This window comes from Bradyrhizobium sp. MOS002 (assembly GCF_003020115.1).
In the GTDB taxonomy this organism is placed as follows: Bacteria; Pseudomonadota; Alphaproteobacteria; order Rhizobiales; family Xanthobacteraceae; genus Bradyrhizobium.
In genome coordinates this window covers 134,012-151,727 of sequence record NZ_PYFX01000005.1, presented here as the reverse complement: position 1 = coordinate 151,727, position 17,716 = coordinate 134,012, and the positions used below count along the sequence as shown (strand labels likewise).

General features: G+C 64.0%; 16 protein-coding genes. 7 read left to right on the top strand and 9 right to left on the bottom strand.

All coding sequences use genetic code 11. The features are described from left to right. Positions 1-36: 36 nt before the first annotated feature. The gene (locus C7G41_RS17895) at positions 37-1,395 is read right to left on the bottom strand and encodes a serine protease (RefSeq protein ID WP_199198454.1); all 1,359 of its coding nucleotides are present in this window, start codon (positions 1,393-1,395) and stop codon (positions 37-39) included. Positions 1,396-1,625: 230 nt separating this feature from the next. Here C7G41_RS17895 and C7G41_RS17890 point away from each other — a divergent pair, with 230 nt between their 5' ends. Then, positions 1,626-2,429 (top strand): molybdopterin-synthase adenylyltransferase MoeB, encoded by an 804-nt coding sequence (locus tag C7G41_RS17890; protein ID WP_106943818.1) that lies wholly within the window; start codon positions 1,626-1,628, stop codon positions 2,427-2,429. A 9-nt stretch (positions 2,430-2,438) separates the two neighbouring features. Here C7G41_RS17890 and C7G41_RS17885 read toward each other — a convergent pair whose 3' ends face one another. Beyond that, positions 2,439-3,446, bottom strand: a complete 1,008-nt coding sequence (locus tag C7G41_RS17885) for an aldo/keto reductase (RefSeq protein WP_106943817.1) — start codon at positions 3,444-3,446, stop codon at positions 2,439-2,441. A gap of 114 nt (positions 3,447-3,560) precedes the next feature. On the opposite strand from C7G41_RS17885, the gene C7G41_RS17880 reads away from it, so the two are divergent. Beyond that, positions 3,561-4,472: a LysR family transcriptional regulator gene (locus tag C7G41_RS17880; RefSeq protein ID WP_106943816.1), complete on the top strand. Its 912-nt coding sequence runs from the start codon at positions 3,561-3,563 to the stop codon at positions 4,470-4,472. Positions 4,473-4,475: 3 nt separating this feature from the next. Here C7G41_RS17880 and C7G41_RS17875 read toward each other — a convergent pair whose 3' ends face one another. After that, entirely contained in the window at positions 4,476-5,477 is a 1,002-nt protein-coding gene (locus C7G41_RS17875) for a D-glycerate dehydrogenase (protein WP_018455785.1), read from the bottom strand. A gap of 325 nt (positions 5,478-5,802) precedes the next feature. On the opposite strand from C7G41_RS17875, the gene C7G41_RS17870 reads away from it, so the two are divergent. Beyond that, complete coding sequence (locus C7G41_RS17870; protein ID WP_106943815.1) at positions 5,803-6,333, top strand: SH3 domain-containing protein; 531 nt, start codon at positions 5,803-5,805, stop codon at positions 6,331-6,333. Positions 6,334-6,509: 176 nt separating this feature from the next. Here the strand turns inward: C7G41_RS17870 and irrA are convergent, their stop codons facing one another. Then, on the bottom strand, positions 6,510-7,001 hold the full coding sequence (irrA, locus tag C7G41_RS17860; RefSeq protein ID WP_018455787.1) for an iron response transcriptional regulator IrrA: 492 nt from the start codon (positions 6,999-7,001) through the stop codon (positions 6,510-6,512). A gap of 355 nt (positions 7,002-7,356) precedes the next feature. Between irrA and fabA the strand changes: the two genes are divergently transcribed. The 3 genes from fabA (at position 7,357) to fabI (ending at position 10,119) form a co-directional block, all read left to right on the top strand. Continuing rightward, entirely contained in the window at positions 7,357-7,878 is a 522-nt protein-coding gene (fabA, locus tag C7G41_RS17855) for a bifunctional 3-hydroxydecanoyl-ACP dehydratase/trans-2-decenoyl-ACP isomerase (protein ID WP_007603915.1), read from the top strand. 39 nt (positions 7,879-7,917) lie between these two features. Further along, positions 7,918-9,141 (top strand): beta-ketoacyl-ACP synthase I, encoded by a 1,224-nt coding sequence (fabB, locus tag C7G41_RS17850; protein WP_106943814.1) that lies wholly within the window; start codon positions 7,918-7,920, stop codon positions 9,139-9,141. A 177-nt stretch (positions 9,142-9,318) separates the two neighbouring features. Continuing rightward, positions 9,319-10,119: an enoyl-ACP reductase FabI gene (gene fabI, locus C7G41_RS17845; protein WP_106943813.1), complete on the top strand. Its 801-nt coding sequence runs from the start codon at positions 9,319-9,321 to the stop codon at positions 10,117-10,119. Positions 10,120-10,216: 97 nt separating this feature from the next. Here the strand turns inward: fabI and C7G41_RS17840 are convergent, their stop codons facing one another. The 3 genes from C7G41_RS17840 to C7G41_RS17830 are packed head-to-tail and all read right to left on the bottom strand — an operon-like array spanning position 10,217 to position 12,208. Continuing rightward, on the bottom strand, positions 10,217-10,813 hold the full coding sequence (locus C7G41_RS17840) for a glutathione S-transferase family protein (protein ID WP_106943812.1): 597 nt from the start codon (positions 10,811-10,813) through the stop codon (positions 10,217-10,219). Then, a complete protein-coding gene (locus C7G41_RS17835) occupies positions 10,810-11,274 on the bottom strand; it encodes a GNAT family N-acetyltransferase (protein ID WP_106943811.1) in 465 nt (154 codons plus the stop codon). The genes C7G41_RS17840 and C7G41_RS17835 overlap by 4 nt, the downstream gene beginning before the upstream one ends. 7 nt (positions 11,275-11,281) lie before the next feature. After that, a complete protein-coding gene (locus tag C7G41_RS17830; RefSeq protein ID WP_106943810.1) occupies positions 11,282-12,208 on the bottom strand; it encodes a hydrogen peroxide-inducible genes activator in 927 nt (308 codons plus the stop codon). 114 nt (positions 12,209-12,322) lie between these two features. Here C7G41_RS17830 and katG point away from each other — a divergent pair, with 114 nt between their 5' ends. Then, positions 12,323-14,491, top strand: coding sequence for a catalase/peroxidase HPI (gene katG / locus C7G41_RS17825; RefSeq protein WP_106943809.1), 2,169 nt, complete (start codon positions 12,323-12,325; stop codon positions 14,489-14,491). Positions 14,492-14,563: 72 nt separating this feature from the next. Here katG and C7G41_RS17820 read toward each other — a convergent pair whose 3' ends face one another. Together C7G41_RS17820 and pnp are read right to left on the bottom strand one after the other, a co-directional pair. After that, positions 14,564-15,295, bottom strand: a complete 732-nt coding sequence (locus tag C7G41_RS17820; protein WP_106943808.1) for a superoxide dismutase — start codon at positions 15,293-15,295, stop codon at positions 14,564-14,566. A 214-nt stretch (positions 15,296-15,509) separates the two neighbouring features. Beyond that, complete coding sequence (gene pnp / locus C7G41_RS17815; protein ID WP_106943807.1) at positions 15,510-17,666, bottom strand: polyribonucleotide nucleotidyltransferase; 2,157 nt, start codon at positions 17,664-17,666, stop codon at positions 15,510-15,512. Between the last annotated feature and the right edge of the window lie 50 nt (positions 17,667-17,716).

Genomic DNA, 17,716 nt, shown 5'->3' with positions numbered 1-17,716 from the left:
GTCGGGACATAAGAAAAAGCGCGGGCGTCGTCCGAACTACTTCCGCACGCAGATCACGCGCACGACGGCGGCTTTCGCATCCGTCGACGTGCCGTTCGCGGTGACGGCGTTTGCCTTCAGGAAATCGCGTACGGTTTCCGCGGGGACCATCACCGCCTGCGACGCCGGCACTGCTGTCGCGGGGCCCGCAACCATCGCCGGCTTCAACAGCGCGATGCCGGCAAACTTGCCGTCGCCGTCGATCGCGGCGCTGCCGGAAAATCCGACCCCTGGCGGCGGCGATAGCGCGGAATCGCCGCCACCGACGGATGCCAGCGCAGCCTTGAGGCTCGACACACCGGCTGCTCCGCCCTGGCTCTGCGGATCCGCGACACCGATGACATCGACGCTCGTCTTCGCCGCGCCGGCCGCGAGGTTGAAGGGCTTCAGGCCGCGGGCGCCGTAGATATGCAGCAGCGCGAGATCGTGTTCACGGTCCTCGGCGAGACGGTCGGCGCTGCCATAGCCGGCGATCGTGATCGCGAGACAGGAATCGGTGACGAGGCGGTCGGTGACGATCGCGCCATCGTCGCTGACGACGAGGCCGGTGCCATATTCGACGGTCTTGCGCGGCGGCGGCCCGGCCTGTGGTCCCGACGGGAATGCATTGAACGCGCTCGACATCGCGATCACGACCGGCTCGACCGTGTTCTCGGTCGCCTGATCGTAGAGGATCGTCATGATGCGGACTTCGTCGCCCTTGAAAGTGCCGCGCACGTAAAATTTCTTCAGGCCCTGAAGTCCTGACAGCACGAAGAAGTCGGGCTTCACCACGGTGTAGTCGACCTTGCGACCCGGCTCCTTCTTTTCCACTTCCGCGAGCTTTGCTGTGGTCGGATTCGCCTCCTTGCGACGGCTGAGCAGCACCTGCACCGTCCCCGTCGGTGAGGTCCATTTCGAGCCGTTGGCGTCAGTCGCCTGCTGCGGGACCAGCTTGCCGGGGATGCCGAGCCGTGCGCCGCTGGTCATCTCCGTCACTATCTTCCAGCCGACACTCTCCTGCTTCCGGCGCGCGGTCTCGGCGAGCGCGGCGCGTTCCTGCGGATTGAGCACGCCGGTCGGCTTGCCGCCCTTGAGCTTCTGATATTCCTTGATCGCCTCGACCATGCGCGCGCTGACGTCGCCGGTGATGGCGCCATTGTACTGGCCGACCCAGGCGAGGTCGGACTGCAGCGACAGCCGCTCCGCCTGCGCCATGGCATCCGCCGTCTCCGACGGCGTCTGCAGTGCGGGCGGGCGGATCGGAACGGTCTGGACCGGCTTCGGCTTGGTGCCGGGGAGCTGCGGCGTCGTCATCTGGGCGTTCGCGCCCGTCGCAGCCGCAAACATCAGTGTTGCCGCAAGCATCGATCTCATGACAAATCCAGCCAGCCCATTGAACGCAATGCCATTGAAGCACATCTCGTTGGTCGCGAACAATGTTGCGGTGGTTCAGACCGGCAGGAGAGGTCTAGCTCCTCATCCTGAGGAGCCGCGTAAGCGGCGTCTCGAAGGATGAAGGCCGTGCCGCCGCAGCGGGGGCCTTCATGGTTCAAGACGGCGCTTCGCGCCTCCTCACCATGAGGAGAGGATCTGGAAGGATAGCGATGCTGAGCCCGGACGAACTCGAACGTTATGCCCGCCATATCGTACTGCGCGATGTCGGTGGTCCCGGGCAGGCTGCGCTGAAGCGGGCCTCCGTGCTGGTGATTGGCGCCGGCGGGCTCGGTGCGCCCGCTTTGATGTACCTTGCCGCCGCCGGCGTCGGTACGCTCGGCGTGGTCGATGACGATGTGGTGTCGCTGTCGAACCTTCAGCGCCAGGTCATTCACACCACGCCCGATATCGGCCGGCACAAGGTCGAGAGCGCGGCCGAACGGATCTCGGCGCTCAATCCGCATGTCCGCTTCGTCGGCCACGCCACCTGGCTCAATGCCGACAATGCGCTGTCGCTGATCGGCGACTATGACCTCGTGCTCGACGGCTCCGACAATTTCTCGACCCGCTATCTGGCCTCGGACGCCTGCTTCTTCGCCAAGAGGCCGCTGATCACGGCGGCGCTCGGCACCTTCGATGGCTCGCTGACCACCATCCGCGCGCATGAGAAGAACGAGCAGGGCGAATTCAATCCGACCTATCGCTGCCTGTTCCCGGAGGCGCCGCCGCTCGGGACCGTGCCGGCCTGCGCGGAAGCCGGCGTCATGGGCGCGCTCGCGGGCGTGATGGGCTCGATGATGGCGCTGGAGGCAATCCGCGAGATCGTCGGCTTTGGCGACGGCCTGGTTGGCCGTCTCCTGATGATCGATGCGCGCGCGATGCGCTTCGAGACGCTGCGTTACGCGCGCGATCCGGCCAATCCGCTCAATGGCGATGGGCCTGTGATCACTGACCTCAGCACCCATCGCACCTGATTGCAGCCGTTACGTCGTGGCCGGCTTCTCACTGTCGAGATGCGCCATCTGCTCGGCCGCATAGCGCGTGCCGGAAGCGACGTCCGGCGGGAAGGCCTTTGCCAACACCGCAAGATGAGCCGGCGTCAGCGTGACCCTGGCCGCGCCGAGTGCCTCGGTGAGGCGGTTGCGGGTGCGGGCGCCGACCAGCGGCACGATCTGCTTGCCCTGCGCCGCTACCCAGGCGATCGCGACCTGCGCCGGCGTCGCGCCGACCTCAGTGGCGATGGCGCGCAGCTGCTCGACCAATGCGAGATTGGCGTCGAGATTCGCGCCCTGGAAGCGCGGTGTCATCAACCGGTGGTCCTTGCCGGTTTTGCCGCTGTCCTTCGACCAATGGCCGCTGATCAGGCCGCGCGCCAGCACGCCGTAAGCCGTGATGCCGATGCCGAGCTCGCGGCAGGTCTTCAGGATGTCGCGCTCGATGCCACGCTCGATCAGCGAATATTCGATCTGGAGATCGACGATCGGATGCACCGCGTGCGCGCGGCGGATGGTGTCGGAGCCGACCTCGGACAGGCCGATATGCCTGATGTAGCCGGCCTTCACGAGATCGGCGAGGCCGCCCACCGTCTCCTCGATCGGGACGTTGGGATCAAGACGCGCCGGGCGGTAGATGTCGATGTAATCGGTGCCGAGCCGTTGCAGCGAATAGGCGAGGAAATTCTTCGTTGCGGCCGGACGGCAATCCATGCCGGTGAATTCGCCGGCCGGACCGCGCAGCGCGCCGAACTTCACGCTGATCTGCACTTTGTCGCGCGGCACGTCCTTGAGCGCTTCGCGCACCAGCATTTCATTGTGGCCCATGGAGTAGAAATCGCCGGTGTCGAGCAGCGTGATTCCTGCATCGAGCGCGGCGTGGATCGTGGCGATGCTCTCGCCGCGATCGGAAGGACCATAGGCATCCGACATCGCCATGCAGCCGAGGCCGAGGCCTGAGACGGTGGGGCCGGTTGAACCGAGTTTGCGCTGTTCCATGCTGCTCTCCTCGAAAGGCGGCTGACTGCGCCGCGTGACGAGGCCAGATATGCGCCTGATCGATTACGCCGATAAGCTGGACAATCCAGAATGGCTTGTTCACTATGGCGAACAATGGCCGAGCCTGACCTGCGCGATCTCGATGTCTTCGTGGCGGTGGCCCGCACCCGCAATTTCCGGCGCGCGGCGGTCGAGATTCGCGTGTCGGTGTCGAGCCTTAGCCAGCGATTACGGGAGCTGGAGGAGCGCCTCGGCGTTCGCCTGATGAACCGCACCACACGTAGCGTAGCCCTGACCGAGGCGGGCGAGCTGCTGCTGTCGCGCGTGGCGCCCGCTTTGCGTGATGTCGGCGACGCCCTGGATCAGGTCCGCGGCCTGCGCGAAGTGGTCTCGGGCCGGCTGCGCATCAACGCGCCGCCGCCCGCGGTCGATCTCGTGCTGGCGCCGATGGTCGGGCCGTTCCTTAAGGCCTATCCGCAGGTCGACCTCGACATGGTCTCCGAAAGCGGGTTCGTCGACATCGTCAGTGCGGGCTTCGATGCCGGCGTGCGCTATGGCGAGCATCTCGCGCAGGACATGGTGGCGATCCCGCTCAGCGGCCCGCAGAGCTATGTCGTGGTCGCTTCGCCCGATTACCTCGCGCGCCGCGGCAAGCCTGAGCATCCGAAGCATCTGCTCGACCATGATTGCATCCGCGCCCGCTACTCCAGCGGTGTCATGCACGATTGGGAGTTCGAGAAGGCCGGCCAACTGGTGAAGGTCGATCCGCCGGCAAAGCTGATCTCGACCAACATGGGCCTTTCCATGCGCGCTGCGCTCGACGGCGTCGGTATCTGGGCGACGCTTGATGGTTATGTCGGCGAAGCCCTGAAGTCGGGCGCGCTGGTCAGCCTGATTCAGGACTGGTGCGAGCCGTTTCCGGGCCCGTTCCTGTATTATCCAAGCCGGCGACAAACGCCGCCGGCGCTGCGGGCCTTCATCGATTTCGTCGCCGACTGGCGCAAGCGCGAGGCGCGCAGCAAATAGACGTCACAGCATGCTCGGCAGCACGCGATCCGGCGGCTTGTGCGCGTCGAGGAAGGTGCGGATGTTGATGATCACCTTCTCACCCATTTCGACGCGGCCCTCGATCGTGGCAGAGCCCATATGCGGCAGCAACGTCACCTTGCCGGCCTTGGCGAGCCGCACCAGCTTCGGATTCACAGCGGGCTCGTGCTCGTAGACGTCGAGGCCGGCGCCGCCGATCTCGCCGCCTTCGATCAGCTTGATCAGCGTGTCCTCGTCGGTGACCCCGCCGCGCGCGGTGTTGACGATGTAGGCGTCCTTGCGGATCAGCTTCAGCCGGCGTGCCGACAGCAGATGATAGGTCGCCGGCGTGTGCGGACAGTTCACCGAGATGATGTCCATCCGCGCCAGCATCTGGTCGAGGCTTTCCCAATAGGTCGCGCCGAGCTCCTCGGCGATCTTCGGCGCCACTGGGCGGCGGTTGTGGTAGTGGATCTGCAAGCCGAAGGCACGGGCGCGGCGTGCGACCGCCTGGCCAATGCGGCCCATGCCGATGATGCCGAGGCGCTTTCCGCCGATGCGATGGCCGAGCATCCAGGTCGGCGACCAGCCGGGCCAAGGCTTTCCTTCGGTCAGGATCGAGGCGCCTTCGATCATCCGCCTGGGCACGGCGAGGATCAGCGCCATGGTCATGTCGGCGGTGTCTTCGGTCAGAACTTTCGGCGTGTTGGTGACGGTGATGCCGCGGGCATGCGCGGCCTCGACATCGATATTGTCGACGCCGTTGCCGAAATTTGCGATCAGTTTCAGCCTGCAGTCGGGCTGGTTGACGATGTCGGCGGAGATGTGGTCGGTCACGGTCGGGACCAGCACATCGGCCGTGCGGGCGGCTTCCGCGATCTGCTCGGGCGACATCGGGGTGTCATCGAGATTGATCCGCGCGTCGAACAGCTCGCGCATCCGGGTCTCGATCGAGTCCGGAAGCTTGCGCGTCACCACGACGAGGGGCTTTTTCTTCACCGACATGTCCTGCCCTCATGAGGCGCTGCGAGCCGCCTCTGTCACCAAAGGCCGGCCGTTGAGGCCTCATTAACCCGGTTGTTCGACACTGCGCTTGCCGTGTCGTCCCCGGCGTTTCCTTCAAGCTCTCCCGACATTTCCGGCCGGAAAATCGGGACAAACCGGTTGTTCAGATGCCCGTCCTCTCTAGCAGAAGGCCGGGCCAAGACAAGAACCACGGGCAAAGGGCTCGGGAACACCCGCGTGGGGCGGGTCAGGGGCGACAGCGGCTTGGTTTTGGAATTTGGGGTGAGGGCCCGGCTCGGCCGGACCTTCGACAGGAGACGGGTTGATGGCGTTGGGGCGTTTTTGTTCGGTGATGGCGCTCGTTTGCACCTGGTTGAGCGCTTCGGTCAGCCCCGGGCATTCGGCAAAGGACAGCACACCCCAGACGGCCAGCGGCCTCCCGGTGCCGCGCTACGTCAGCCTGAAATCGGATCACGTCAACGTCCGCGCCGGCCCGACCAAGGACAATGACGTCGCCTGGGTCTACACCCGCTCCGGCCTGCCGGTCGAAATCACCGCCGAGTTCGAGAACTGGCGCCGGGTCCGCGATTCCGAGGGTGCGGAGGGCTGGGTCTATCACTCGCTGCTGTCGGGCCGCCGTACCGCTGTCGTCACGATGAAGCACAAGGACGAGCTCGCGCCAATCTACGATCGCGCCGATCCCGACAGCGCGGTTGCGGCCAGGCTCCAGGCCGGCGTCGTCACTCAGGTGAAGAAGTGCACTGCAAGCTGGTGCCGCGTCAGCGGTAACGGCTTTGACGGGTGGATCCAGCAAGAACGCCTCTGGGGCGTCTACTCGGACGAGCAGGTGAACTGACGCGAAGCGTCATCCCGGGGCGATGCGCAGCATCAAACCCGGGATCTCGAGATTCCCCGGTGCGCAATTGCGCACCTGAGGTCTGGTCCTTCGGACCATCCCGGAATGATAGTGTAAATGGCAATGGCCGGGACAAGCCCGGCCATGACGATCAAATCAGCAGTTCAGGATAGGTCTCAGCGCTTCTTGCGCAGCCGCACGACCATGTCGATGCGAGCGATCTCGTAACCCGCAGGCACCTCCGGCATCTTGGACAGCGCCAGATGCGGATCCTCGATGTCGACCAGCTCATGGCTGTTCTCGAGATAGTAGTGATGGTGGGTCGTGACGTTGGTGTCGAAATAGGTCTTGGTGCCGTCGACGCTGACCTGACGGAGCAGACCGGCGTCGGTGAGCTGGTTCAGCGTGTTGTAGACGGTCGCCAGCGAGACCGGCACCTTGGCCAGCGTCGCTTCCTCGTAGAGCATTTCAGCCGTAAGGTGACGTGCACCCTTGCCGAACAGGAGCCAGCCGAGCGCCATGCGCTGACGCGTCGGACGAAGTCCCGCGGACTGGAGCATTTCGTTGACGTCGTGCCACGGGCAACCGGTCAAAGCCGGCTGGCGGCCGGACATAAGAGCCGCCGCGTGGGCCTCTTCGTCGCGATGGGGCGCGTTATTTTCGTTCATTTCCAGCTTCGGGCACGCGTGAACACTGTGGTCCTGCAACATATATGGAGAGATAGATGCAGATGCAAGTTTCTCGCAACTAGAGTGGTTCTAATTACCACTGGAACCGGCCTGGCGGGCCGTCATTTTACCTTCATGAGAGCGCTTTGCTACCCGAAATGGCCTGTGTTAGAGAGCCCGCGGTTCCGCTTAACCGATTTTGGCGCGACCCGGCATTGAGGGCCGCTTGCTATCCATCCCGGGTCCTTCGGTATTCTCGTCTGACAATGGCAACAGATGTTGCTTTTCGAACAGGATGGGGCCCATTTTCGCCGGAAACGCCGCTCAATCGGGGTTCGAACACAAAGGCTTCCGCATGCTGAACAGGCGCAACGGTTACGAATATGAAGATCTGCTGGCATGTGCCCGCGGCGAGATGTTCGGCCCTGGCAATGCGCAATTGCCGCTGCCGCCGATGCTCATGTTCGACCGCATTACGGACATCAGCGAGACCGGCGGTGAATTCGGCAAGGGGGTGGTGCGCGCCGAGCTCGACGTGAAGCCCGACCTCTGGTTCTTCGGTTGCCACTTCAAGAACGATCCGGTGATGCCCGGCTGCCTCGGGCTCGATGCGCTGTGGCAAATGGTCGGCTTTTATCTGGGCTGGAGCGGCGGTGAAGGTCGCGGTCGCGCGCTTGGTCTGAACGAGCTGAAGTTCAGCGGTCAGGTGCTGCCGGAAGCCCGCAAGGTTGTGTACAACATCGATATCAAGCGCGTGATGCGTTCAAAGCTGGTGCTCGGGATCGCCGACGGATGGCTTTCGGTCGATGACCAGATTATCTATCGCGCGAAGGATTTGAAGGTCGGCCTGTTCAAGCAGGGCACGAGCCTGGGCTGAGCGCATCACCACGAAGACAACGATTGAGGCGAGGCTGTCATGAGGCGGGTTGTGGTCACCGGGATGGGCATTGTCTCCTCCATCGGAAACAACACCCAGGAAGTGCTTGCGAGCCTTCACGAGGCGAAGTCGGGCATTTCGCGGGCTGAGAAATATGCCGAGCTCGGCTTCCGCTCCCAGGTGCAGGGTGCGCCGACGCTCGATCCTTCGACGGTGGTCGACCGCCGCGCCATGCGTTTCCTCGGTCAGGGCGCGGCGTGGAATCACGTCGCGATGGAACAGGCGATCCAGGATTCCGGTCTCTCGCCTGACGACATCTCCAATATTCGCACCGGCATCATCATGGGCTCCGGCGGCCCGTCCGCGCGCACCATCGTCGAGGCCGCCGACATCACCCGCACCAAGGGACCGAAGCGCGTCGGACCGTTTGCAGTGCCGAAGGCGATGTCCTCCACGGCCTCCGCGACGCTTGCGACCTGGTTCAAGATCAAGGGAGTGAACTATTCGATCTCGTCGGCCTGCGCCACGTCGAACCATTGCGTCGGCAACGCCTATGAGACGATCCAGATCGGCAAGCAGGACGTCATCTTCGCTGGCGGCTGCGAGGAGCTGGACTGGTCACTGTCGGTACTGTTCGACGCCATGGGCGCGATGTCCTCGAAGTACAACGACACGCCCGCCACAGCCTCGCGTCCCTACGACGTCAACCGCGACGGCTTCGTGATTGCCGGCGGCGCCGGCGTGCTGGTGCTGGAAGAGCTCGAACATGCCAAGGCGCGTGGCGCGCGCATTTACGGCGAGATTGTCGGCTACGGCGCGACGTCCGACGGCTACGACATGGTCGCACCATCAGGCGAGGGCGCCGAGCGCTGTATGCGCATGGCGATGTCGACCGTGAAGACCAAGGTCGACTACATCAATCCGCACGCGACATCGACGCCGGCCGGCGATCCGCCGGAGATCGACGCGCTCCGCAGGGTGTTCGGAAGCGGCGAGAAGTGCCCGCCGATCTCGGCGACCAAGGCGCTGACCGGGCACTCCCTGGGCGCAACCGGCGTGCAGGAAGCGATCTATTCGCTGCTGATGATGAACAATGGTTTCATCTGCGAGAGCGCCCACATTCAGGAACTCGACCCCGCGTTCGCCGACATGCCGATCGTGCGCAAGCGCATCGACAACGTCAAGATCGGCACCGTGCTGTCGAACTCCTTCGGCTTCGGCGGCACCAACGCCACGCTGGTGTTCAGCCGGCTGGACGTGTGATCTTGGGACGCTGTCATGCCCCGCCTAGTGCGCAATTGCGCACGGGGGGCGGGGCATCCAGTACGCCGCGGCTTCTCAATTTATTACGAACGTCTCTGGAATACTGGATCGCCCGCCCCAGTGCGCAAGCGCGCACAAGGCGGGCGATGACCCCGGAATAGTGGGAGCAAAGAGGCAATGGAAGGTTTGATGAAAGGCAAGCGCGGTCTGATCATGGGCATCGCCAATGATCATTCGATCGCCTGGGGCATGGCGAAGACGCTGCATGCCCATGGCGCCGAGCTCGCCTTCACCTTCCAGGGCGAGGCCCTGGGCAAGCGCGTCAAGCCGCTGGCCGAGCAGCTTGGCGTCGACATGGTGCTGCCCTGCGACGTCGAGGACATCGCCAGCGTCGACGCTACATTCACGGCCTTGCGCGAAAAGTGGGGCCGGCTGGATTTCGTGATCCATGCGATCGGCTTCGCCGACAAGAACGAGCTCAAGGGCCGCTACGCCGACACCAGCCGCGAGAATTTTTCCCGCACCATGGTGATCTCCTGCTTCTCCTTCACGGAAGTGGCAAAACGCGCCGCAGAGCTGATGACGGATGGCGGCAGCATGATCACGCTGACCTTCGGCGCCTCGATGCGCGCGATGCCGAACTACAACGTGATGGGCGTGGCCAAGGCGGCGCTGGAAGCCTCGGTGCGCTATCTCGCCTCGGACTTCGGGCCGCGCGGCATCCGCGTCAACGCGATTTCCGCAGGCCCCATCCGCACGCTCGCAGGCTCCGGTATCGGCGAGGCGCGCGCGATGTTCGCCTTCATGCAGAAGCATTCCCCGCTCCGCCGCGGCGTCACGCTCGACGAGCTCGGCGGCTCGGCGCTGTATCTATTGTCGGATCTGTCCGGCGGCGTGACCGGCGAGATCCACTATGTCGATTCCGGATACAACATCGTCCTGATGCCGAGGCCTGACGATTTGAAGACGGAAGACTAAAGCGCGATGAGACCGGGACGAATCGTCATCGCGCTTTTGGTTCTGGTTTGAGCACGATCTTTTCGGAAAACCGCTTCGCACTTTTCCGGATCATGCTCTACCCCGCCGCGATCTTCTCCGCACGCTGGAACGCCGGCCTCGCCATGCAGCGCGCGAGGTAGGCATCGAAGGCCGGGCGCGACGGCACCATCTTGAACTGGCGCACCGCAAAGTTCAGGCCCGATCCGATCGTGATGTCGGCGGCTGAAAACTCCTCCCCGAGGATCCACGGTCCCCTCGCGAGTGCGGCTTCCAGCACGTCGAAGACCTGCGTCGCGCTGCCCCAGGCCGCGGTCGAGGTCGGGATCTCGATCTTGGTGAAGATCTGGATGATGGCGGGTTCGATGCAGCCCGGCGAGAAGAACAGCCATTGCAGATAGCGGGCGCGGCGCGGATCGGTCACGTCTGGCGCAAGTCTGGTCTCGGGATAGCGGTCGGCGATGTAGGCGCAGATCGCTGCCGCTTCGCCCAGTGCGGCATCGCCGTCACTGAGCGCTGGCACCTTGCCCATCGGATTGACCTTCAGATAGTCCGGCGCCTTCTGCGCGCCGGTCGAGATGTCGGTCAGCACGCGCTCATAGGGCAGACCGCTTTCTTCCATCAGCCAGAGCGTCGTGAACGAGCGCGAGCGGGGCGACCAATAGAGCTTGATCATGGCGCGTTTCCTTTTTTCGTCCACCGATAATACTTCATCACAAACCCGTTCGACGGCTCGATCTCTTGCTTCTCGAACACAAAGCCTTCGCGCTCGTACCAGCGCCAGGCTTTTTCGTTCTCGCGGACGCAGCGCAGATACATCTCTTCCGGCATTTGCGTGCGCGTGAAGGTGAGCAATTGGCGGCCGAGCGATTGGCTCTGATAGGCGGGCGCGACGAACAGCATGTCGAGATAGAGTTTTGGCAAATGCAGCGCCAGCATTGCGGCGATCGTGCCGTTGTCGTCGGCGACGAACAGGCTCCAGCCGTCCTCGATCTCGCGCCGGATGCGCGCACGCAGGTTGGCCAGCAGGAATTCGCTCGCCTCGCCGAGCCCGGTCGAAACCCAGCTCTCCATCCAGACACGGCCGATCTCGTCGTACTCGTCCGTGCGGGCCGGGCGGATGATGGGATGCGACATCGAGGCCTCAGGTCGGCTTGCTGCGCACGGATGGGCGTGCGCGCACCTTGCCCGCCGACAGGCACACCACCTCGGAGATTTGCAGGAGCTGCCGCGCCAGCGGGCTGGTCTTGCGCCAGACCATGCCAATGGTGCGCGACGGCTGCGGGTCGCGGAAGCGCGTCAGCGAGACCGAGGCCGATCGCGTCTCCACCGACACGGCCATCTCCGGGATCAAGGTGACGCCGATGCCGGCGCTGACCATCTGAACCAGCGTCGACAGCGAATTGGCATCCAGCATCTCGCGCGGCGGCGCCGATTGCATGTTGCAGAATGACAGCGCCTGATCGCGGAAGCAGTGCCCCTCCTCCAGCAGTAGCAGCCGCATCTCGCGCATCATCTCTCGCGACGGTGCCGGCGTTCCCTCATCCGCGCTCGGTCGCACCAGCAGGAATTTTTCCTCGAACAGAGCGACCTCGGTGAGCGAAGGCTCGGACACCGGCAGCGCAACGATGGCGGTATCGAGCCGACCTTCCACCAGTTCCTGGATCAGCCGCGGCGTCATCGTCTCGCGCACGCGGATGTCGAGCTCCGGATGCATGCGCGTCAGATTCTTGGTGATCGTCGGCAGCAGATAGGGCGCGATCGTCGGAATCATGCCGATGCGCAGCCGTCCGGAGAATCGGTCCTGCGAGGCGCGGGCGAAATCGCCGAGCTCGTCGACCGAGCGCAAGATGTCGCGGACGCGCTGCGCGAGCTCCTCGCCAAATCGGGTCAGCGCCACCTGCCGGGCGCTGCGCTCCAGCAGCAGGCCGCCGAGCGCCTCCTCCAGCTCCTTGATCTGCATCGACAGGGCAGGCTGCGAGATCGAACAGGACTCAGCCGCGCGGCCGAAATGACTGTGACGCGCCAAGGCGTCGAAATACCGGAGCTGGCGCAGCGTGAGGTTTAGCATCAGAAAATCTTATCGCTGCGATCATTAAAGTCAACTTCCCCTGATCGAACGTGAAGCTTAGAGTGCTTCCACCTGGTCAAAGGCGCGAGTTCGACGCCACCAGAGGAGGTATTCATGGACGACACTTCAAAGTGCCCGTTTTCGGGTGGAAAACGAGTGCCGGCGAACCGCGATTGGTGGCCGACCCAGCTCAGCATCGAGATGCTGCACAAGAATTCGGCCAAGTCCGACCCGATGGACAAGGACTTCGACTACGCCAAGGAATTCAAGTCGCTCGACCTGAACGCGGTCATCAAGGACCTGACCGCTCTGATGACCGACTCGCAGGAATGGTGGCCCGCCGACTTCGGTCACTACGGCGGCCTCATGATCCGCATGGCCTGGCACAGCGCGGGCACCTATCGCACCACCGATGGTCGCGGTGGCGCCGGCGCCGGACAGCAGCGTTTCGCGCCGCTCAACAGCTGGCCCGATAACGCCAATCTCGACAAGGCACGCCGTCTGCTCTGGCCGATCAAGCAGAAATACGGCCGCAAGATCTCCTGGGCCGATCTGATGGTGCTGGCCGGCAACGTCGCGCTGGAATCGATGGGCTTCAAGACGTTTGGCTTTGCCGGCGGCCGCGTCGACGTCTGGGAGCCGGAAGAGCTGTATTGGGGTCCGGAAGGCACGTGGCTGGGCGATGAGCGCTACAGCGGCGAACGCCAGCTCGCCGAACCGCTCGGCGCGGTGCAGATGGGCCTCATCTACGTCAACCCGGAAGGCCCGAACGGCAAGCCGGATCCGGTCGCCGCGGCCAAGGATATCCGCGAGACCTTCGCCCGCATGGCGATGAACGACGAAGAGACCGTCGCGCTGATCGCCGGGGGCCACAGCTTCGGCAAGACTCATGGTGCTGGCGATCCGTCGCTGGTCGGACCGGAACCGGAAGCGGGCGCGCTCGAGGATCAGGGCCTCGGCTGGAAGAGCAAGCACGCGTCGGGCCACTCGGGCGATTCCATCACCAGCGGACTCGAGGTGACATGGACGACGACACCGACCAAGTGGAGCAACAACTTCTTCGAGAACCTGTTCAATTTCGAATGGGAGCTGACGAAGAGCCCGGGCGGTGCGCAGCAGTGGACGGCCAAAAACGCCGACGCCATCATTCCCGATGCCTTCGACAAGTCCAAGAAGCATCGGCCGACGATGCTGACGACCGATCTCTCGCTGCGTATGGATCCGGCCTATGAGAAGATCTCGCGCCGCTTCCTCGAGAACCCGGACCAGTTCGCGGACGCCTTCGCCCGCGCCTGGTTCAAGCTCACCCATCGCGACATGGGCCCGATCCAGCGCTATCTCGGCCCCTTGGTGCCGAAGGAGACGCTGATCTGGCAGGATCCGATCCCGGCCGTGAATCACGAGCTGGCCAGCGATCAGGACATAGCGTCGCTGAAGACCAAGATCCTGGCTTCGGGCCTCTCGGTCTCTGAGCTGGTCTCGACCGCCTGGGCCTCGGCCTCGACGTTCCGTGGCTCGGACAAGCGCGGCGGCGCCAACGGCGCGCGCATCCGGCTTGCTCCGCAGAAGGACTGGGAGGTGAACGAGCCGGCTCAGCTCTCGAAGGTTCTGGGCAAGCTCGAAGCGATCCAGAAGGACTTCAACGCGTCATCCGGTGCGAAGAAGGTCTCGCTGGCGGACCTCATCGTGCTCGGCGGCACCGCCGCGGTCGAAAAGGCCGCCAAGGATGCCGGCGTCGACGTCAAGGTCGGCTTCACGCCGGGCCGCATGGATGCCTCGCAGGAGCAGACCGACGCCGCTTCGTTTGCTCCGCTGGAGCCGCGGGCCGATGGCTTCCGCAACTTCATCGGCAAGCGGCAGCAGTTCATGATGCCCGAGGAAGCCCTGGTCGATCGTGCGCAGCTGCTTCGGCTTACCGGCCCGGAGATGACGGCCCTCGTCGGCGGTCTGCGCGTGCTCGGTGCCAATGCGAACGGTTCGAAGAACGGCGTGCTCACCTCGAAGGTAGGAACGCTGAGCAACGACTTCTTCGTCAACCTGCTCGACATGAGCACGCAGTGGACGCCAGCCGGCACCGACGGCACCTATGAGGCTCGCGACCGCAAGACCAACGCGGTCAAGTGGACCGGCACGCGCGTCGACCTGATCTTCGGCGCGCACTCGCAGCTTCGCGCCTACGCCGAGGTCTATGCCACGTCGGATTCCAAGGAGCAGTTCGTCAAGGACTTCGCCAAGGCCTGGACCAAGGTGATGAACCTCGATCGCTACGACATCGCGACCTGATAGCTGAGTTCAGCAATCGGTAATGAAAGGGCGGCTGAGAAGCCGCCCTTTTTTTGGTCGAACTTGCGGCGTCTACACCCCAAGCGTGCCGGCCTTCGCCGCGGCGTAACGTTCGCTGACCTTGCTCCAGCTCACTGTGTTCCACCAGGCCTTGAGGTAGTCGGCGCGGCGGTTTTGATAGTTCAGATAATAAGCGTGCTCCCAGACATCATTGCCGAGCAAAGCGCGCTTGCCGTCAATGATGGGATTGTCCTGGTTCGGGCGCGTCTCGATCGCCAGCTTTCCCTCCTTGTCGACGGTGACGAACACCCAGCCCGAGCCGAACACCCGTCCGCCGGCAGCGTTGAAGTCGGTCTGGAATTTCTCCATGCCGCCAAGATCGCGGTCGATTGCGGCCAGCACTTCGCCTTCCGGCTTGCCTCCGTTCGGTCCCATGATCTGCCAGAACATCGTGTGGTTGGCGTGGCCGCCCATGTTGTTGCGTACGCCGGTGCGGATCGATTCGGGCACCGCGGCGAGATTGCCGAGAACGTCGCCGATCGGCTTGTCGGCAATCCCTGGATTATCCTTGGCGAAATTGTTGAGGTTGGTGATGAAGGCCTGGTGATGCCGGTCGTGATGAATCTCCATGGTCTTCGCGTCAATATGCGGTTCGAGCGCCGCGATCGGATAGGTCAACGGCGGCAGCATGAAGGGACCTGCGGCGGCCGGTGACGCGGCTTGAGCGAACACACGCGGGGCGGCGGCGACCGCCGCAATGCCGGTGGCGGCCAGCATGAGATGGCGCCTGGAGATCGGTGACATTTAAACTTCCTTCGCTTCAGGGGGTAGACGCCGGTGAGATGCGGCGTGGGCAAGTGCGCTCAGTTACGGGTCAAGGCGCATTGCCGGTTTCAGCCAAAGGCATTCTGACGCTGCGGCGGAATCGCACATTGCCGAGGCGCGCAAGCAATAAGGGCGCATAAACAAAAAGGGCGGCCGTGAGGCCGCCCTTCGTGTTTCTGGCAGGAAGCGAGATTTACTCGCCGGCTGCTTCGCGCGGGGCCTTCTCGCCCTCGCCGCCCTTGCCCTCGAGGTCTTCGCCGGTCTCCTGGTCGACCACCTTCATCGACAGGCGGGTCTTGCCGCGATCGTCGAAGCCGAGCAGCTTGACCTTGACCTTGTCGCCTTCCTTGACGACGTCGGAGGTCTTCTGCACGCGCGCCGAGGCGAGCTGGCTGATGTGGACGAGACCGTCCTTGGAGCCGAAGAAGTTCACGAAAGCGCCGAACTCCATCACCTTGACGACGGTGCCGTCATAGATCTGGCCGACTTCCGGATCGGAGGCGATCGACTTGATCCACTTGATCGCGGCCTTCATGGCCTCGCCGTCGCTGGAGGCGACCTTCACGGTGCCGTCGTCCTCGATGTTGACCTTGGCGCCGGTCTTCTCGACGATCTCACGGATCACCTTGCCGCCGGTGCCGATCACTTCGCGGATCTTGTCGGTGGCGATCTTGAAGGTTTCGATGCGCGGCGCGTATTCGCCGAGCTCGGCGCGGGCGTTGGTGAGCGCCTTCGACATCTCGCCGAGGATGTAGATACGCCCATCTTTGGCCTGGCCGAGCGCGACCTTCATGATCTCCTCGGTGATGCCCTCGATCTTGATGTCCATCTGGAGCGAGGTGATGCCCTGCTCGGTACCGGCGACCTTGAAGTCCATGTCGCCGAGATGGTCCTCGTCACCGAGGATGTCCGAGAGAACCGCGAAGCGCTTGTCTTCGAGGATCAGGCCCATCGCGATGCCCGCAGTCGGCCGCTTCAGCGGCACGCCGGCGTCCATCAGCGCGAGCGAGGCGCCGCAGACCGATGCCATCGACGAGGAGCCGTTGGATTCGGTGATCTCCGACACCACGCGCGTGGTGTAGGGGAATTCGTGGTGCGGCGGCAGCACCGGGTGGATCGCGCGCCAGGCGAGCTTGCCGTGGCCGATCTCGCGGCGCTTGGTACCGCCGAGGCGGCCGGTCTCACCGACCGAGTAGGGAGGGAAATTGTAGTGCAGCAGGAACGTCTCTTTGTACGTTCCCGACAGCGCGTCGATGTACTGCTCGTCCTCGCCGGTGCCGAGCGTGGTCACGACCAGCGCCTGGGTCTCGCCGCGGGTGAACAGCGCCGAGCCGTGGGCGCGGGGCAGCACGCCGACTTCGGCGACGATGTTGCGCACGGTCTTGGAATCGCGGCCGTCGATGCGCTTGCCGGTGTCGAGAATGTTCCAGCGAACGATCTTGGCTTCGAGCTCCTTGAACACGCCGCCGATGCGCAGCTTGTCGTATTTCGGCTCCTGGCCTTCCGGGAAGTAGTGAGCGATCACCTTTTCCTTGACCTTGCCGACCGCGGCGTAGCGATCCTGCTTGACCGGAATGGCGTAGGCGGCGCGCAGTTCTTGCTCGACCATGCCGAGCATTTCCTTTTCGAGCGCCGAATTGTCGATCGTGGTGACTTCGCGCGGCTCCTTCGCGGCCTTTTCGGCCAGCTCGATGATCGCGTTGATCACCGGCTGGAAGTGGCGGTGACCGAACATCACGGCGCCGAGCATGATCTCTTCGTTCAGCTCCTTGGCTTCCGATTCCACCATCAGCACGGCGTCTGCGGTGCCGGCGACGACGAGGTCGAGCTGGGTGTCGACCATCTCGTCGAGCGTCGGGTTGAGTATGAACTCGTCATTGGCGAAGCCGACGCGCGCGGCGCCGATCGGGCCCTTGAAGGGAGCACCCGACAGGGTCAGGGCAGCCGACGAGGCCACCAGCGCGACGATATCGGGATCGTTCTCCATGTCGTGCGAGAGCACGGTGACGATCACCTGGGTCTCGTTGCGCCAGCCGTCGACGAACAGCGGACGAATCGGACGGTCGATCAGGCGGGAGACCAGCGTCTCCTTCTCGGTCGGACGTCCCTCGCGCTTGAAATAGCCGCCGGGAATGCGGCCGGCTGCGTAGGTCTTCTCCTGGTAGTCGACGGTCAGCGGCAGGAAGTCGACGCCTTCGCGCGGCGACTTCGCGGCAACGACGGTGGCGAGCACCACGGTCTCGCCGTAGGTCGCGACGACGGCGCCGTCGGCCTGGCGGGCGATCTTGCCAGTTTCGAGCTTGAGGGGGCGTCCACCCCAGTCGATCTCGACTGAATGCTTATTGAACATAGAGGTCTTCTTTCATGGGTTCTCGAAAGAAGGACGGGTCGAAAAACAAA

What these genes read in the sequence shown, in the direction of transcription:
- fabB (WP_106943814.1), top strand. Translation starts at nt 7,918, where the DNA reads ATGAGGCGGGTTGTGGTCACCGGGATGGGCATTGTCTCCTCCATCGGA.
- C7G41_RS17840 (WP_106943812.1), bottom strand. Translation starts at nt 10,813, where the DNA reads ATGATCAAGCTCTATTGGTCGCCCCGCTCGCGCTCGTTCACGACGCTC.
- fabI (WP_106943813.1), top strand. Translation starts at nt 9,319, where the DNA reads ATGGAAGGTTTGATGAAAGGCAAGCGCGGTCTGATCATGGGCATCGCC.
- C7G41_RS17830 (WP_106943810.1), bottom strand. Translation starts at nt 12,208, where the DNA reads ATGCTAAACCTCACGCTGCGCCAGCTCCGGTATTTCGACGCCTTGGCG.
- C7G41_RS17875 (WP_018455785.1), bottom strand. Translation starts at nt 5,477, where the DNA reads ATGTCGGTGAAGAAAAAGCCCCTCGTCGTGGTGACGCGCAAGCTTCCG.
- C7G41_RS17890 (WP_106943818.1), top strand. Translation starts at nt 1,626, where the DNA reads ATGCTGAGCCCGGACGAACTCGAACGTTATGCCCGCCATATCGTACTG.
- irrA (WP_018455787.1), bottom strand. Translation starts at nt 7,001, where the DNA reads ATGAACGAAAATAACGCGCCCCATCGCGACGAAGAGGCCCACGCGGCG.
- C7G41_RS17880 (WP_106943816.1), top strand. Translation starts at nt 3,561, where the DNA reads ATGGCCGAGCCTGACCTGCGCGATCTCGATGTCTTCGTGGCGGTGGCC.
- fabA (WP_007603915.1), top strand. Translation starts at nt 7,357, where the DNA reads ATGCTGAACAGGCGCAACGGTTACGAATATGAAGATCTGCTGGCATGT.
- C7G41_RS17895 (WP_199198454.1), bottom strand. Translation starts at nt 1,395, where the DNA reads ATGAGATCGATGCTTGCGGCAACACTGATGTTTGCGGCTGCGACGGGC.
- C7G41_RS17820 (WP_106943808.1), bottom strand. Translation starts at nt 15,295, where the DNA reads ATGTCACCGATCTCCAGGCGCCATCTCATGCTGGCCGCCACCGGCATT.
- pnp (WP_106943807.1), bottom strand. Translation starts at nt 17,666, where the DNA reads ATGTTCAATAAGCATTCAGTCGAGATCGACTGGGGTGGACGCCCCCTC.
- katG (WP_106943809.1), top strand. Translation starts at nt 12,323, where the DNA reads ATGGACGACACTTCAAAGTGCCCGTTTTCGGGTGGAAAACGAGTGCCG.
- C7G41_RS17870 (WP_106943815.1), top strand. Translation starts at nt 5,803, where the DNA reads ATGGCGTTGGGGCGTTTTTGTTCGGTGATGGCGCTCGTTTGCACCTGG.
- C7G41_RS17885 (WP_106943817.1), bottom strand. Translation starts at nt 3,446, where the DNA reads ATGGAACAGCGCAAACTCGGTTCAACCGGCCCCACCGTCTCAGGCCTC.
- C7G41_RS17835 (WP_106943811.1), bottom strand. Translation starts at nt 11,274, where the DNA reads ATGTCGCATCCCATCATCCGCCCGGCCCGCACGGACGAGTACGACGAG.